Annotated in this window: 15 protein-coding genes; 12 read left to right on the top strand and 3 right to left on the bottom strand. The window is 67.5% G+C overall.

All coding sequences use genetic code 11. The features are described from left to right. The first annotated feature begins 12 nt into the window (after positions 1 to 12). The 12 genes from GV368_RS02780 (at position 13) to ubiD (ending at position 10,037) form a co-directional block, all read left to right on the top strand. Positions 13 to 1,212, top strand: a complete 1,200-nt coding sequence (locus tag GV368_RS02780; RefSeq protein ID WP_055423622.1) for an acetyl-CoA C-acyltransferase — start codon at positions 13 to 15, stop codon at positions 1,210 to 1,212. A gap of 12 nt (positions 1,213 to 1,224) precedes the next feature. Continuing rightward, positions 1,225 to 2,025: an enoyl-CoA hydratase/isomerase family protein gene (locus tag GV368_RS02775; RefSeq protein WP_169115271.1), complete on the top strand. Its 801-nt coding sequence runs from the start codon at positions 1,225 to 1,227 to the stop codon at positions 2,023 to 2,025. Between the two features lie 158 nt (positions 2,026 to 2,183). Further along, positions 2,184 to 2,645 carry a DUF2802 domain-containing protein gene (locus GV368_RS02770; protein ID WP_169115269.1) on the top strand — a complete coding sequence of 154 codons (462 nt, stop codon included), beginning with the start codon at positions 2,184 to 2,186 and terminating at the stop codon, positions 2,643 to 2,645. Then, entirely contained in the window at positions 2,642 to 3,301 is a 660-nt protein-coding gene (locus tag GV368_RS02765; RefSeq protein WP_169115267.1) for an SPOR domain-containing protein, read from the top strand. Before GV368_RS02770 ends, GV368_RS02765 begins: the two co-directional genes overlap by 4 nt. Before the next feature lie 35 nt (positions 3,302 to 3,336). Next, on the top strand, positions 3,337 to 3,792 hold the full coding sequence (fliW, locus tag GV368_RS02760) for a flagellar assembly protein FliW (protein WP_169115265.1): 456 nt from the start codon (positions 3,337 to 3,339) through the stop codon (positions 3,790 to 3,792). A gap of 13 nt (positions 3,793 to 3,805) precedes the next feature. Beyond that, entirely contained in the window at positions 3,806 to 4,186 is a 381-nt protein-coding gene (locus GV368_RS02755) for a RidA family protein (protein ID WP_142811586.1), read from the top strand. Between the two features lie 37 nt (positions 4,187 to 4,223). Continuing rightward, a complete protein-coding gene (locus GV368_RS11230; protein ID WP_235933636.1) occupies positions 4,224 to 5,096 on the top strand; it encodes an ATP-dependent DNA helicase RecG in 873 nt (290 codons plus the stop codon). Next, positions 5,039 to 6,247, top strand: a complete 1,209-nt coding sequence (locus GV368_RS02750) for an ATP-dependent DNA helicase RecG (protein WP_235933644.1) — start codon at positions 5,039 to 5,041, stop codon at positions 6,245 to 6,247. The genes GV368_RS11230 and GV368_RS02750 overlap by 58 nt, the downstream gene beginning before the upstream one ends. After that, on the top strand, positions 6,240 to 6,800 hold the full coding sequence (locus GV368_RS02745) for a chorismate--pyruvate lyase family protein (protein WP_169115263.1): 561 nt from the start codon (positions 6,240 to 6,242) through the stop codon (positions 6,798 to 6,800). Before GV368_RS02750 ends, GV368_RS02745 begins: the two co-directional genes overlap by 8 nt. A 6-nt stretch (positions 6,801 to 6,806) precedes the next feature. Next, positions 6,807 to 7,682 carry a 4-hydroxybenzoate octaprenyltransferase gene (gene ubiA / locus GV368_RS02740; RefSeq protein WP_169115261.1) on the top strand — a complete coding sequence of 292 codons (876 nt, stop codon included), beginning with the start codon at positions 6,807 to 6,809 and terminating at the stop codon, positions 7,680 to 7,682. A 13-nt stretch (positions 7,683 to 7,695) separates the two neighbouring features. Beyond that, positions 7,696 to 8,541: an orotidine-5'-phosphate decarboxylase gene (gene pyrF, locus GV368_RS02735; RefSeq protein WP_142811594.1), complete on the top strand. Its 846-nt coding sequence runs from the start codon at positions 7,696 to 7,698 to the stop codon at positions 8,539 to 8,541. Between the two features lie 5 nt (positions 8,542 to 8,546). After that, positions 8,547 to 10,037 (top strand): 4-hydroxy-3-polyprenylbenzoate decarboxylase, encoded by a 1,491-nt coding sequence (gene ubiD, locus GV368_RS02730; protein WP_169115345.1) that lies wholly within the window; start codon positions 8,547 to 8,549, stop codon positions 10,035 to 10,037. Positions 10,038 to 10,055: 18 nt separating this feature from the next. Here the strand turns inward: ubiD and GV368_RS02725 are convergent, their stop codons facing one another. The 3 genes from GV368_RS02725 to GV368_RS02715 all read right to left on the bottom strand — a co-directional run bounded on the left by GV368_RS02725 (position 10,056) and on the right by GV368_RS02715 (position 14,633). Beyond that, on the bottom strand, positions 10,056 to 12,146 hold the full coding sequence (locus tag GV368_RS02725) for a M3 family metallopeptidase (RefSeq protein WP_169115243.1): 2,091 nt from the start codon (positions 12,144 to 12,146) through the stop codon (positions 10,056 to 10,058). A 23-nt stretch (positions 12,147 to 12,169) separates the two neighbouring features. After that, positions 12,170 to 13,420 carry an MFS transporter gene (locus GV368_RS02720; RefSeq protein WP_169115241.1) on the bottom strand — a complete coding sequence of 417 codons (1,251 nt, stop codon included), beginning with the start codon at positions 13,418 to 13,420 and terminating at the stop codon, positions 12,170 to 12,172. A gap of 292 nt (positions 13,421 to 13,712) precedes the next feature. Next, positions 13,713 to 14,633, bottom strand: a complete 921-nt coding sequence (locus GV368_RS02715; RefSeq protein WP_169115239.1) for a phosphoribosylaminoimidazolesuccinocarboxamide synthase — start codon at positions 14,631 to 14,633, stop codon at positions 13,713 to 13,715. Between the last annotated feature and the right edge of the window lie 20 nt (positions 14,634 to 14,653).

Genomic DNA, 14,653 nt, shown 5'->3' with positions numbered 1-14,653 from the left:
AAAGGAGCAACGATGAGCAAACGAGGGCAGGATGCCTATGTGGTGGCAGCGGTACGCACGCCGGTGGGTCGCAAGGGCGGGATGCTACGCCATGTACGACCGGACGACATGCTGGCGCACGTGCTGCGAGCGGTGACGGAAAAGGTGCCGTCGCTCGATCTGGCGGAGATCGGCGACGTGATCACGGGCTGCGCCATGCCCGAGGCCGAGCAGGGGATGAACGTGGCCCGCATCGGCCTCTTGCTGGCTGGTTTTCCGGTGCAAGTGCCGGGCGTGACGATCAACCGCTTCTGCGCTTCCGGCCTGCAGGCGGTGGCCGACGCGGCGGCGCGCATCCGCTTGGGTGAGGCCGACGTGATGGTCGCCGCGGGCACCGAGTCGATGAGCGTGATGCCGCAGATCATGGGCAACAAGGTGAGCCTCAACCCGAAGGTGGTGGAATCGGACGAGAACCGGGCCATCGCTTACGGGATGGGGTTGACCGCAGAGGTGGTGGCACGCAAATATGGCGTGTCGCGTGAGGATCAGGATGCCTTCGCCCTGGAATCACACCGCAAGGCAGTGGCGGCAATCGACGCAGGGTACTTCCGCGACGAGATCGCTCCCCTGATGGTACGAACGCACCTGCCCGGCGCCGAGGGAACGGTGGCGGTGCGCGAGTCGATGGCCGAGATCGACGAGGGGCCGCGGCGCGATACCTCACCGGAGCGGCTCGCCTCCCTCAAACCGGTATTCGCTGCGCGCGGCAGCGTGACCGCCGGCAACAGCTCGCAGATGTCCGACGGGGCGGGGGCAGTGTTGCTGATGTCCGAAGCGGCGCTCGAACGCTATGGAGTGCGGCCCATTGCCCGCGTGGTATCGTACGCGGTGGTCGGCGTGCCGCCGGAGGTGATGGGAATCGGTCCGGTGGAAGCCATCCCCCGAGCCTTGCAGCGTGCCGGCCTGAAACAGGATGATCTCGACTGGATCGAGCTCAACGAGGCGTTCGCGGCGCAATCGTTGGCGGTGATGCGCACGCTGGGGCTGGATCCGGCCAAGGTGAATCCGCTGGGCGGGGCGATCGCTTTGGGCCATCCTCTGGGGGCAACCGGAGCGATCCGTACCGCCACCCTGATGGCGGCGATGCAACGCGACCCGAAGGTGCGCTATGGCATGGTGACGATGTGCATCGGCACGGGCATGGGCGCCGCGGGGATTTTCGAGCGGGTGTAAGCGGGAGGAAACATGGCGCAGACGGTGCTGTGGGAGGTGGTCGACGGGGTCGGGCAACTGGTGCTCAACCGGCCGGAGTCGCTCAACGCCTTGTCGTTCGAGATGATGGAAGCGCTCGACGAGGCGAGCGCCGCCCTGGTGCAGCGATCCGATTTGCGCGTCCTGGTGGTGAGCGGGCAGGGTGGGCATTTCATGGCCGGTGGGGACATTCGCGATTTTTCCCGCCTGCTCGACCGCACGCCCGGGGAGCGGCGTGAAGCGTTTCGCGCCACGATCGAGAAGCGGGTGAATCCCGTGGTGGAGCGTTTGAGCCGTGTGCCCTGTCCGGTGGTGGCCAAGGTGCGTGGTGCCTGTGCCGGGTTCGGCATGTCCTTGATGCTCGCCTGCGATCTGGCGATCGCCTCGAGCGACGCGGTGTTTACCACGGCCTATGCCATGCTGGGGCTTCCGGCCGACGGCGGGTTGTCTTACTTCTTGCCCCGGGTGGTGGGCAGCCGCCGTGCGGCGGAGCTTTTCCTTCTCTCGGAGCGTTTCGACGCGCAGCGTGCCCTGGAGCTGGGGATCGTCAATCGGGTGGTGGCGCCCGAAGCGCTCGACGCCGAAGTCGAGGCGCTGGTCGCGCGCCTGGCCGCCGGGCCGGGCTACGCCTATGGGCGCATCCGCTCGCTGCTCGCCGATTCGCTCGAACAGAGCCTGGAGGCGCAGCTCCTTGCCGAAGCCGAGGCATTCGGCGATTGCAGCGCCACGGAGGATTTCGCCGAGGGCGTCGAGGCGTTCCTGGCCAAGCGTAAACCACGTTTTCGCGGTTGCTGAGGGCGCGTTCGCACGACCCGACGTGCGGGGAGGGCGACTTCCTGTGAAGTCTCGAAGGGCTTCCGCTCATATGTACCGTACCCCGAAGTGCCCTATGTCTTGGTGAGAATGCCGTCCGGCTTTATCATTGCCGCTAGAAGAACGACGGAGCGCTGAGCGTGCAGTGGGTGATCGGCGGGATCCTGGTGGCGAGCATCGCTTGGGTGATGTTCGAGGTCGTGCGCTGGTGGCGTGCTCGTCGGCGGAATCAGCCCAAGGGCACGGCCAACGCTGCCGCCTCCGATGTGCCGGGTGAGACTCCGGCCCTCTTTGCACTCGATCTGGCGGTGAAAACGCTCGAGCGGCGCTGCGAGGCGTTGCAGCGCGATCTCGAAGAGCATGCCCGCCGTGAGCAGGAAATTCTCGAACGGCTGAATCGCCTGGAGGCATCCGCTTCGGCCTCTACCTCCGCTACCGGCCCGGTCGAACCGCTTGCCGCCTCTCCAGAATACGTCGAGCCAATGGTACTCGCCCGCCGGGGGTTGGACGCGCCGGCGATTGCCGCGCGCTGCGGCATCACGCTCGGCGAGGCGGAGTTGCTCGTGGCGATGGCGCGCGGCGAAGGGAGAAGTGAGCCATGAGTAAAGCCGAGAAAGGTTCTCGAGTCTTTCCCTGGAAGCGGGTGCTACTGGCCCTGCTGATCGCAACTGCTGCTGCGTACGGTCTATGGTATGAGACGAGGGACACCCCGAGACCGGCGGCCGGCACCCAGGAAGCCCCTGCCCAGATGCAGGCTCGGGGCGAACCGGGAGGGCAAGAAGATAACGACCCCGCACGAAAGGACCGATGGCAAGGGGCTGCGTCGCGGGAGGATGCGACAACGCATCGCTCCCCGCTCGAGAATCATCCGCCGACGGTTGCATCGGAAGATCCGATCGTCGCCCAGGCTGCTCCGCCGCCCGAACCGGTTGCACCGACCGCGAAGGCCGATACGAGCGGCCAGAGTGCTCCCGCCAAAGCCATGGCAACGCCCCCGACAAGAGAAAAGACGGAAGAATCCCCCCTTATCGACCGTTCGAAGCCGCTCGACAAAGGGTACTATGTCCCCATCGGTGTGTTCGGACGGATGGATAATGCCGTGGCACTCGCAGGGCGGGTACAGGAACGAGGTTTCCCCTCTCATCTACAAGCGCGGGTGTTGGTGGGGCCGTATGCTTCGCGCCAGGAAGCGATGGAGGCGGCCAAGCAACTCAAGCGCCATGAGATCGAGGTCGGCGCGGTGACCCAGGTGAAATGAGCGGTTCCGTAGGTTTTGAGACGAGGAGATGTGAGATGAAAGTGCAAAGTCCCGTGTTGGGTGAAGTGAATGTGGCCGAAGACAAGGTGATCGAGTTTCCCAACGGCCTGCCAGGGTTCGAGTCGTGCCAGCGTTTCATGCTGGCACACGATGAAGAAGGGGGCGCAGGCGAGGATCGTCCCAAGGTCTTCATCCTGCAGAGTCTGGACGATCCGAACGTGGCTTTTTCCGTGGTGAGCCCCGAGGCCTTGGGGGTGCGCTACGAGATCACGCTCTCCGATGGAGAAGTGGCCCAACTGCAAATCGAGAAGCCCGAGGACGTGGCGCTGGCCGTGATCGTGCGTCGCGCCGATGGAACGGAGGCGAAAACGCCGCAGGATAGCGGCCTGCGGGCGAACTTCATGGGGCCGCTGCTGATCAACACCGCCGCGCGTCGCGGATTGCAAAAGGTGCTCGAGCGGTTTACCTGTGAAATGGTCGTGCGGGCATAAGGAGGTCGAGGCCATGCGACGTCACGTCAATACCGACAAGGCCCCGGCAGCGATCGGTACTTATTCCCAGGCAGTCTTCGCCGGCGATACGCTCTATCTCTCCGGCCAGCTGGGGCTCGACCCGGCCACGATGACGCTGCCGCCGGAATTCGCCGCCCAATGCGAACGGATGTTTTCCAATCTCGCGGCGGTGGTGGAGGCGGCCGGGGCGAGCCTCGATCAGGTGGTGAAACTCACGGTCTTTCTCACCGATCTGTCCTACTTTGCCACCGTCAACGAGGTGATGGCCCGCCATTTCACCGCACCCTATCCGGCGCGCTCGGCGGTGGAGGTGAAAGGCCTGCCGCGCGGGGCGATGGTGGAGGCCGAGGCCGTCGTCTGGCTGGGGGCGTGATCCGGCCTTGCCCGCGCAAGCGCCTTTTCGTCATCCGTTGGAATCCTGGCCGGGCGTCGGCCCGGCGGTGGCCGCGCGCCTGGTGAAACTCGGGGTGATGCGCCCCGAGGATCTCCTTTTCCTTCTGCCGCTGCGCTACGAGGACGAGACACGCGTCACGCCTGTGGCGCAGGCGCCAACCGGTTCGTCCGTACTCGTGGAAGGCCGCATCGTACGCGTGGAGCGCAAGGAGGGGCCGCGGCCGCAGCTCGTCGCGCATCTGGATGATGGCACGGGCTTGCTCACCGGGCGCTGGTTGCACGTCTATCCCGGTACCGCCAAGCGGCTCGAAGCGGGCAAGCGCATGCGCTGGTTCGGCGAGGTGCGGGTCGGTTTCTTCGGCGAGCGCGAGATGTTCCATCCGCGGCTGGTGCCGCTCGAGGCACCGCTGCCCGATCGCCTCACCCCCGTCTATCCGAGCGTGGAGGGATTGTCTCAAGGGCTCTTGCGCCGTCTGGTGCGCCGGGCGCTGGAGGTGGTCGCACCCGCCGAGTGGCTCGACGAGGCGCTGCGCGCACGCGAGCAACTGCCGCCGCTGCGCGAAGCGCTGGAATGCTTGCACGCGCCGCCCGCCGGTGCCGATGAACGTCGGCTGGACGCAGCGCGTCGCCGCCTGAAACTGGAGGAATTGGTGGCGCAGCAGGCATCGATGCGTCGGGCGCGCGCGGTGCGACGCTCGGCCACGGCGCCCGCCTTGCCCGAAGCGGAAGGGCCGGTGCGCCGGGCGTGCGCGAGGCGCTGCCCTTCGCCCTCACCGCGGCGCAGCAGCGGGTGCTCGCCGAAATCGACGCCGATCTGGGAAAACCTCATCCGATGCACCGTTTGCTCTTGGGCGACGTGGGCAGCGGCAAGACGGTGGTGGCCGCTTTAGCGCTCGCGCGGGCGCTGGATGGAGGGCACCAGGGGGCGTTGATGGTGCCCACCGAGATCCTCGCCGTCCAGCACGCGCGCAAGCTCGGCGAGTGGCTCGCCCAGGCCGGGATCGAGGTGGCGCTGCTCACCGCCGCCACGCCGGCGCGCAGCGCGCAGGCGCTGCGTGCCCGGCTCGCCGAAGGGGAACCGCTCCTCGTGGTCGGCACGCACGCGCTCATCGAAGAGGCGGTCGCTTTGCCGCGCCTGGCGCTCGCGGTGGTCGATGAGCAGCACCGTTTCGGCGTGCGTCAGCGCTTTGCCTTGCGCGCGAAGGCGGGCGAGGGATTTTCGCCGCATCTGCTGATGATGTCCGCCACGCCCATTCCGCGCACGCTCGCGCTGGCGATCTACGCCGACCTGGAGTTGTCGCTGCTCGACGAGCGCCCTCCGGGGCGCCAGCCGGTACAGACTTTGCTGCTGTCGCAGCGCCGCCGGGACGAACTCATCGAGCGGGTACGCCGCTGGTGTGCGCGAGGGCGACAGGCCTACTGGGTCTGCCCTTTGATCGAGGAGTCGGAAGTGCTGGATCTGCAGGCGGCCACCGAAACCTGGCAGGAGCTCGTGGCGGCGATGCCGGAGCTGCGGGTCGGTCTGCTGCACGGTCGACTCAAGAACGAAGAGAAGCAGCAGGTCATGGAGCGGTTCGTGGCCGGCGCCCTCGACGTGCTGGTGGCGACCACCGTGATCGAGGTGGGCGTGGACGTGGCCAACGCGAGCCTCATGGTGATCGATCACGCCGAGCGTTTCGGCCTGGCGCAGCTGCATCAATTGCGCGGCCGGGTTGGGCGCGGCAGCGAGGCGTCTTTTTGCGTGTTGTGCTACGGCGAGCCGCTCTCGGCCACGGCGCGCCAGCGGCTCGCGGCGATCCGTGCCAACGACGACGGTTTTGCGCTCGCGCGCGAGGATCTGCGGTTGCGCGGCCCCGGCGAGTTCGTCGGGCTGCGCCAGAGCGGCGTGCCCAGCCTGCGTGTGGCCGATCTGGTGGCGGACGAGGATCTCGTGCCGCTCGCGCAGCGGCTCGCCGACGAAGTGCTGGAACGCGATCCGGCGCTTGCCGAGACGCTCATCCGGCGCTGGGTGCCGGGTGGCGGGGCTTGGCTCCATGCCTGAGGGGGCGCTCTTCTTCGTGCCGCGCTGGCGATCCGGTTTGCCTGTCGGGGTGCCGCGCCGTCTGCAGCCTTGGCTTGCCGAGCGGGGCTCGCTCACCGCCCGCATCCGGGCGCACTGTCGGGAGTTCGCCGTGCGCCGCCTTTGGGAAGGATGGGGCCGCCCCTATCCGGACGAGGCGATCGCCCTGAAGGTACCGAGGTGGGAGAGGGTGCGCGTGCGCGAAGTGGCGCTTCTTGCCGACGGCGTGCCGGTGGTGTTCGCACGCTCGCTGACGGCGTGGCAGGGAGTGCGATACCCGTGGCGTCTGTTGCAGCGCATCGGCAACCGTCCTCTGGGCGCGGTGCTCTTCGCCGATCCCACGGTACGCCGCGGCACAGTGCAGGCGGTTCGGCTCGATGCGCGCGATCCGCGGTATCATCGCGCATCGGCACTGTGGCGGGAAGTACCGCCGGGTTTGTGGGCGCGACGCTCGCTCTTTTGGCGGGCGGGCGTGCCGCTGCTGGTGAGCGAGGTTTTTCTGCCGCCGATCGACCTTCTCATTACACCGACGTGACGAGCGATGGAGCCGAATTTCGACTGGAGAGCGCGCCTGCCGCTCTATTGGCGGCTGATCCGGGGGCATCGACCCATCGGCACGCTGCTGCTGCTGTGGCCGACCCTGATCGCCCTGTGGTGGGCCGCGGGCGGATTTCCGCCGCCGGGGGTCTTCTTCGTCTTCGTGGTGGGTACTTTCCTCATGCGTTCGGCCGGTTGCGCCATCAACGACTGGGCCGACCGCGACATCGATCCGTACGTGGCCCGTACGCGCGACCGACCCCTCGCCGCGGGGTTGATTTCACCCGATGAGGCGCTCAAGGTCGCCGCCGCGCTCGCGGGTCTCGCCTTTCTCCTGGTGCTGCCTCTGGGCTGGAAGGTGGTGGCCTGGTCGGTGCCGGCGCTCGCCATCGCCGCCACCTATCCCTTCACCAAACGCTTTCTGCCGCTACCTCAGGCTTATCTAGGGGTGGCGTTTTCCTTCGGCATTCCCATGGCCTGGGTGGCGATTCGCGGCCAGACCGACGCGGTGTGCTGGACGCTCTTTGCCGCCAACTTCTTCTGGACGATCGCCTACGACACCGAATACGCCATGGCCGACCGGCCCGACGACCTGAAACTGCCGGTCCATTCGTCGGCCATCACCTTCGGGCGCTGGGACGTGTTGGCGGTGTTCCTGTGTTACCTCGCGGCGTTTGCGCTGTGGGCGCGCGCCGGCATCCTCGCCGGGGCCGGCGCGCCTTTCCTCGTCTCGCTGGTGGTCGCCGCGGGCATCGTCGCCTACCATCTGGAGCTCATCGGCACGCGCGAACCCGCACGTTGCTTGAAGGCGTTCTTGCACAACAACTACCTCGGGCTCGTGCTCTTTGCCGGCGTCGTGCTCGACCTGTGGCACGGCTGAAAGAGAGAACGAAATGGCGCAAACGACTTTCCTCGAATCGTTACGCGAGCGCTGGCGCGATCCGGCGCGCCTGCTGTGCGTGGGGCTGGATCCGGAGCCGGAACGCTTGCCGCGCAGCGTGCGCCGTCTGCCGCTCGCTGAGGGGGTTTGGGTGTTCTGCCGCGAGGTGATCGAGGCGTGCGCGCCTTGCGTGTGCGCCTTCAAACCGCAGATCGCGCATTTCGCCGCTCTGGGGTTGGAGGGCGTGCTCGAGCGGCTGATCACCCACGTGAAACTGAACCATCCCGACGTTCCGGTCATCCTGGATGCCAAACGCGGCGACATCGGCTCCACCGCCCGCCACTATGCACGCGAGGCGTTCGAGCGCTATGGGGCCGACGCGGTCACGGTGAATCCCTACTTGGGCGGAGATTCGCTCGAGCCTTTCTTCGCCTGGCCGGGCAAGGGGGTGTTCGTGCTCTGCCGGACTTCGAATCCGGGCAGCGCCGAGCTGCAGGCCCTGGAGCTCGCCGGCGGCGAGCGGCTCTTCGAGCGCGTGGCGCGCCTGGCCGCCGGCCCGTGGAATACGAACGGGCAGGCAGGGCTGGTGGTGGGTGCGACCTGGCCGCAGGAAGTGGCGCAGGTGCGCCGGCTCGCGCCGGGCGTGCCGCTGCTCGTGCCAGGTATCGGTGCGCAGGGCGGAGACTTGGCGGCCACGGTGCGCGCCGGCTGGTGCCGCCCGGAGTTTCCCGGTCTGATCCTCAATTCCTCGCGCGCCATCCTCTACGCAAGCGAGGGCGAGGATTGGCAGGATGCCGCCGCCGCCGCGGCGCAGTCGGTGCACGCTGCCGTGCGCGCAGTGCTCGCCGATCGGGCATGAGCGACATGACGTTTGCCGATCTGCGCGAATTCTGCGCTCAGCTCGAGGCGCTGGGCGAACTAAAGCGGGTGACCGAGCCGGTGGATACGCACCTGGAGCTCACGGCGCTCGCCGATCGCGTCCTGCGGCGTCGAGGCCCGGCGCTGCTCGTCGAGCGGCCGCACACCCAGGGCCGGGCGCATCCGTTGCCGGCGCTGGCCAATCTCTTCGGTACGCCGCGCCGCGTCTTGCTGGGCATGGGGCAGGACGTGGGCGAGGACGGTGACTGGCGCGAGCCGCTGCGTGACGTGGGGCGCCTGCTCGCCTATCTGAAAGAACCTGAGCCGCCGCGCGGCTGGCGCGATGCCTGGGAGAAGATGCCGGTGCTGCGCCGGGTGCTCGACATGGCGCCCAAGGTCGTTTCGCGCGCGCCGTGCCGCGAAGTGGTGTGGGAAGGGGCGGAGCTCGATCTCGCTCGGCTGCCCATCCAGCACTGCTGGCCGCAGGATGCGGGTCCGCTCATCACCTGGGGGCTGGTGGTCACCCGCGGGCCGCACAAGAAACGCCAGAATCTGGGAATCTACCGCCAGCAGGTGATCGGGCGAAACCGGGTGATCATGCGCTGGCTCGCGCATCGCGGCGGGGCGATCGATTACGCCGAACACGCCCGGCTGCATCCCGACGAGCCCTTTCCCGTGGCGGTGGTGATCGGCTGCGACCCGGCCACTATCCTTGCCGCGGTCACGCCGGTGCCCGACACCCTTTCCGAATACCAGTTCGCCGGCTTGCTGCGCGGGGCGAAAACCGAGCTCACCGAGGCCGTGGGGGGCTTGCAGGTGCCGGCGCGCGCCGAGATCGTGCTCGAAGGGCACATCCATCCCGGCGACACGGCCCTCGAAGGCCCATTCGGCGATCACACGGGGTACTACAACGAGCAGGCGGTCTTCCCCGTGCTCACGCTCGATCGCATCACGCTGCGGCGCGAGGCGATCTACCACACCACATACACCGGCAAGCCGCCCGACGAGCCGGCGGTGCTGGGCGTGGCCCTGAACGAAGTCTTCGTCCCGCTGCTGCAGCGCCAGTATCCGGAAATCGTCGATTTCTACCTGCCGCCGGAGGGTTGCTCCTACCGCATGGCGCTGGTGTCGATCAAAAAGGCCTATCCGGGGCACGCCAAGCGCGTGATGTTCGGCATCTGGGGGTTCCTGCGCCAGTTCATGTACACCAAGTTCATCGTGGTGGTGGATGAGGACGTCGACATCCGTAACTGGCAGGAGGTGATCTGGGCGCTCACCACGCGCGTGGATGCGGCGCGCGACACGCTCATCGCCGAGCACACGCCCATCGACTATCTCGACTTCGCCTCGCCCGAAGCCGGCCTGGGCAGCAAGATGGGGATCGATGCCACGAACAAGTGGCCCGGCGAGACCCACCGCGAGTGGGGCCGGGCCATCGTCCAGGATCCGGAAGTGGAAGCGCGCGCGGCGGCGCTCGTCGAGCGGCTGCTCGGCTGAGCGGGTCGCTCGTCTCATTCAGCTGCGCGCCGGCTCCTCCATCAGCCCGTTGTGCCGCAGCAGGGCGTCGATGCGCGGCTCGCGGCCGCGGAAGGCGCGGAAGGATTCGGCTGCGGGGCGGCTCGCGCCCACGGCGAGGATCTCGCGCCAGAAGCGACGCCCCGTGTCGGGATCGAGCACGGTGCCGGTGCGCGCGCTCGCCTCTTCGAAGGCCTCGTAGGCATCGGCCGAGAGCACTTCGGCCCACTTGTAGCTATAGTAGCCGGCCGCGTACCCTCCGGCGAAGATGTGCGAGAAGCTCTGCGGGAAGCGATGCCAAGACGGCAGCCGGATCACTGCCACTTCGTCGCGCACTTCTTCCAGGATGCGCAGCACGTCGGCGAGCGGCACGCGTTCGGGGGCCGGTTCCTGGGCACGGGCGAGTTCGCGGTGGATGCGCAGGTCGAAGAGCGAAAATTCGATCTGGCGCACCATCTGCATGCCGGCCTGGAAGTTCTTGGCCGCACGCATTTTCTCGTAGAGCGTGCGTGGCAGCGGCTCGCCCGTGTCGACGTGGGCGGTGATTTTCTCCAGCACTTCCCATTCCCAGGCGAAGTTTTCCATGAACTGGCTGGGTAGCTCGACGGCGTCCCATTCGACGTGGTGGATACCCGAGATGGGCGCCTCGTCGACCTGGGTGAGCATGTGATGCAGCCCGTGGCCCATCTCGTGGAAGAGCGTGAGCACGTCGTCGTGGGTGAGCGTGGGGGGCTTGCCACCCACCGGCGGGGCGAAGTTGCACACGAGGTAGGCCACCGGCAGCATGAGAAATTCGGCCTCGCGTCGGCGCGATTTGGCGCTGTCCATCCAAGCGCCGCCGCGCTTGGTGTCGCGGGCATAGAGGTCGACGTAGAAGTAGGCGATCGGCGCGCCGTCGCGCTCGACGCGGTAGAAACGCACGTCCGGATGCCACACGGGGGCGGTGTCGGGCACGAGGCGCACGCCGAAGAGCCGTTCCAGGAGGGCGAAGAGCCCCTCCAGGACGCGCGGAAGCGGCAGGTAGCGCCGCACTTCCTGTTCGGAATAGTCGTAGCGCGCCTGGCGTAATTTTTCCGAGGCATAGGCGATGTCCCAGGGCTCGAGCGGATCGAGGCCGAGGCGGTCGCGGGCGAAAGCGCGCAGTTCTTCCAGATCGCGCAGGGCGAAGGGTTTGGCGCGGGCGGCGAGTTCCCGCAGGAATGAGGCGACCTCCTCCGGCTCGTTGGCCATCTTGGGTACGAGCGAGTAGCTGGCGTAGTCGGGATAGCCCAGCAGGAGCGCCTCTTCGCCGCGCAGCGCCAGGATGCGCTCGATGAGCGGGCCGTTGTCGCGCTCGGGCGGGCCGAACTCGGAGGCGCGGGTGGCGTGGGCCCGGTACATGCGCTCGCGCAGCGCCCGATCGTCGGCGTACTGCATCACCGGCAAGTAGAAGGGCATCTGCAGGGTGAAGCACCAGCCCGGACGGCCTTGCGCCTGCGCCGCCTCGCGCGCCATGGCCCGCACTTCCTCCGGAATGCCGGAGAGTTGCGCCTCGTCCTCGATCCATTCCTGGTAGGCATTGGTCGCATCGAGCAGGTTTTCCGAGAACTTGGCCGAGAGCGCCGACAGTTCCTGTTGGATGTCGCGGTGGCGGGGTTTCTTCTCGGGCGGCAGTTCCGCACCGGCGAGCCGATGGTCGCGCAAGTCGAGTTCGATCACGCGGCGGCGTTCGGGCGAGAGGCGAGCGAACTCGGGGCTTTGCGCGAGCGCCTGCGTCTTGCGGTAGAGCGCCTCGTTCTGTCCCAACTCCGTCCAGAAACGCGTGACTTCGGGGAGCATCTGGTTGTAGGCCTCGCGCCAGGCGGGGGTGTCCATCACGCTGTGCAGGTGCCCGATCACGCCCCAGGCGTCCGAGAGCTGTTCGAGCGCGCGTTCGAGCGGGGCGACGAAGTCTTCCCAGGTGGGCGGAGTGCGTTCATCGACCGCGCGCTCGATCGCGGCGCGGGCCCGTGCGATGAGTTCGGTGATGACCGGCTCGACGTCCTCAGGCCGGAGGCGATCGAAGGGAGGGAGTTGAAAGGGATGCAGCAGCGGATGTTCTGGTGCGTTCATCGTGTCCTCGAGGTGGATTCTCTTCAGGCGGGATTTTGCCACCGGTTGCGGGCGCGTGTCTCGTGGACGAGACAGGCGCCGAGAAAACCGAGCGCGGCGGCACCGGCGAGGCAGGCGATCGCCGCGGTGAAATGTTCCGGGGCATAGATACGGACTCCGTCGAGTACGGTTCCGTTCCAGGCGCGGTCGATGAGCGCGCCGGCGAGCGGCTGCAGGAGGGCGCCGCCGAGGAATCCGCCCATGTTGGTGAGCGCCGTGCTCATGCCCGAGAGCGCCGGCAGATTGACTTCCTTGGCGCAGGCCCAGGTGAGCGAGAAGGAAGAGGAGGCGAGCCCCATGAGGGCGAAGAGGGGAAAGGTGAGCGTCTGGGGCAGCGGCCCCGCCGTCAGGCACACGACCCAGCAGGCGAGGTAGAGTGCGGCCACTGGCACCAGCACGGCTTTGCGCCGCGCGAGCCGATCGGACAGGGCGCCAATGGCGAGGCACCCGAGGGCGAAGGCGAGGAAGTAGAGCGAGAGGTGGTGCGAGGCTTGCAGTTTCGTCAGGCCGTGCACGCTCATGAGGTAAGGCGTGGCCCACAGACCGGCGAAGGCGAAGAAGCTGCCGGCGATGCCGAAGTTGGCGAGCACGGCGGGCCAGGTGGCGCGGTTGCGCAGGATGGTCGCGAGTCCCCCGAAGATCACGGTACGGTCGAAACGCTTGAGCGTACCCGGCTCTTCCGGCTCGATCAGCCGCCAGCACAGCACGGCGACGGCCAGCGACGCCAAGGCCGTGGCCACGAACACGCCGCGCCAGCCCGTGAGCTGCGCCAGCGCCGTGAGCGGCGTGCCGGCGAGCACCGAGCCGAGGTTGCCGACGAACATGCCCAGACCCACGAGGGAAGCGAAACGGCGCTCGTCGTACCACAGGGCGAAGAGTTTGAGCATGGCGATGAAGGTGACCGACACGCCCAGGCCGGTGAGGGTGCGCCCGGCGAGCGCCACTTCCAGCGAAGGGGCGAGCGCGAAGAGGAGGCTACCCGCGGCGGCGACGAAGCCGCCCGCCACGATGATGCGTCGCGGGCCCACGGTGTCGGCGAGGATGCCGGTGGGCAGCTGCATCAGGGTGTAGACGTAAAAATAGGTGGCAGCGAGCGTGCCGAGCGAAGCGGCGCTGGTGTGGAAGGCCGCGGCGAGTTCGGTGGCGATACCGGCGGGGGCGAAGCGGTGGAAAAAGGACAAAACGTAGGCGGCGATGACGACGACGAGCGCCGTCGTGCGGCGGCTGCAGGCCATGGAGTGTCTCCTCTTTTTGGTTGGAATCCTCGCGAGGGGGAGCCGTCGCGGGAATTGGTGCCCCAAGAATGCGTTATTTCCGCCGCGAAGACAAGCCCGGACGGTCGATAATGGCTTCGACCGTCACTGACGAGGAACAAGGAGTTCGCGATGAAACGATACGTTCACCGATTGATTTGGTTTGGGCGCGCCGCGCTGGCGATCCTGGTCACCCTCTCCGCTTTCGTCCTGAGCGAATTTGCACACGACGGGGGCCAGGCGCTGCGCCGCAACCTCGCCTCCCTGCTTTCGCTCATTCCGGCAGCGCTTGCCCAACCAGGCGTCGATACGCCTCACGATACTTCTCGGCCGTCTTCCGGATGACGTCTTCCGGCAGACGCGGCCCGGGCGCGGTCTTGTCCCAGTCGAGCGTCTCAAGGTAGTCGCGCACGTATTGCTTGTCGAAGGACGGCGGGTTGGTGCCGGGCTGCCAGGCGTCGGCCGGCCAAAACCGGGACGAATCGGGTGTGAGTACTTCGTCGATGAGGTGCAGCACGCCGGCAGCGTCGATGCCGAACTCGAACTTGGTGTCGGCGATGAGGATGCCGCGTTCGGCGGCGTAGTCGCGCGCCCGGATGTAGAGCGCGAGCGCCGCGGCCTTGGCTTGCCGCGCGAGGCTCGCGCCATCGTGCGGTGCGAGTCGCGCAGCGCACAGGGCCTCGGCCTGTTCGAAGGAAATGTTCTCGTCGTGCTCGCCCGCCTCGGCCTTGGTGGCCGGGGTGAAGATCGGCTCGGGCAAGCGCGCGGCGAGCCCCAGCCCCGGCGGGAGCGCGATGCCGCACACGCTGCCTTTGTGCTGATATTCTTTCCAGCCCGAACCGATGAGATAACCGCGCACCACTGCTTCGATGGGCAAGGGCTGCAAGCGTTTGACCACCATGGCCCGCCCGAGGACCTGGTCGCGCTCTTCGGGCGCGACGACGGAAGTCGGATCGATGCCGGTGCGATGATCCGGAACGATGCCGGCGAGCAGATCGAGCCAGAATTCGGTGATTGCCGTGAGCACTTTGCCCTTGCCCGGAATGGGATCGGGCAGCACGACGTCGAACGCGGAGAGCCGGTCGGTGGCGACGACGAGGAGCTTGTCCTCGCCAACCGCGTAGAGGTCGCGTACCTTGCCGCGTCCGATGAGCGGCAGACTGGTGATGTGCGTCTCGAAGATCGCCTCGGCCATGGATCCTTCCCCGGCATTCT

It is taken from the genome of Tepidiphilus baoligensis (assembly GCF_012911495.1).
Classification (GTDB): domain Bacteria; phylum Pseudomonadota; class Gammaproteobacteria; order Burkholderiales; family Rhodocyclaceae; genus Tepidiphilus; species Tepidiphilus olei.
This window is presented reverse-complemented; position numbering and strand designations above follow the sequence as displayed.

Bases quoted from the DNA above. Each gene is read 5' to 3' on its own strand.
- GV368_RS02780 (WP_055423622.1), top strand. From the start codon at position 13: ATGAGCAAACGAGGGCAGGATGCCTATGTGGTGGCAGCGGTACGCACG.
- GV368_RS02775 (WP_169115271.1), top strand. From the start codon at position 1,225: ATGGCGCAGACGGTGCTGTGGGAGGTGGTCGACGGGGTCGGGCAACTG.
- GV368_RS02765 (WP_169115267.1), top strand. From the start codon at position 2,642: ATGAGTAAAGCCGAGAAAGGTTCTCGAGTCTTTCCCTGGAAGCGGGTG.
- fliW (WP_169115265.1), top strand. From the start codon at position 3,337: ATGAAAGTGCAAAGTCCCGTGTTGGGTGAAGTGAATGTGGCCGAAGAC.
- GV368_RS02755 (WP_142811586.1), top strand. From the start codon at position 3,806: ATGCGACGTCACGTCAATACCGACAAGGCCCCGGCAGCGATCGGTACT.
- GV368_RS02750 (WP_235933644.1), top strand. From the start codon at position 5,039: ATGCACCGTTTGCTCTTGGGCGACGTGGGCAGCGGCAAGACGGTGGTG.
- GV368_RS02745 (WP_169115263.1), top strand. From the start codon at position 6,240: ATGCCTGAGGGGGCGCTCTTCTTCGTGCCGCGCTGGCGATCCGGTTTG.
- ubiA (WP_169115261.1), top strand. From the start codon at position 6,807: ATGGAGCCGAATTTCGACTGGAGAGCGCGCCTGCCGCTCTATTGGCGG.
- pyrF (WP_142811594.1), top strand. From the start codon at position 7,696: ATGGCGCAAACGACTTTCCTCGAATCGTTACGCGAGCGCTGGCGCGAT.
- ubiD (WP_169115345.1), top strand. From the start codon at position 8,547: ATGACGTTTGCCGATCTGCGCGAATTCTGCGCTCAGCTCGAGGCGCTG.
- GV368_RS02725 (WP_169115243.1), bottom strand. From the start codon at position 12,146: ATGAACGCACCAGAACATCCGCTGCTGCATCCCTTTCAACTCCCTCCC.
- GV368_RS02720 (WP_169115241.1), bottom strand. From the start codon at position 13,420: ATGGCCTGCAGCCGCCGCACGACGGCGCTCGTCGTCGTCATCGCCGCC.
- GV368_RS02715 (WP_169115239.1), bottom strand. From the start codon at position 14,633: ATGGCCGAGGCGATCTTCGAGACGCACATCACCAGTCTGCCGCTCATC.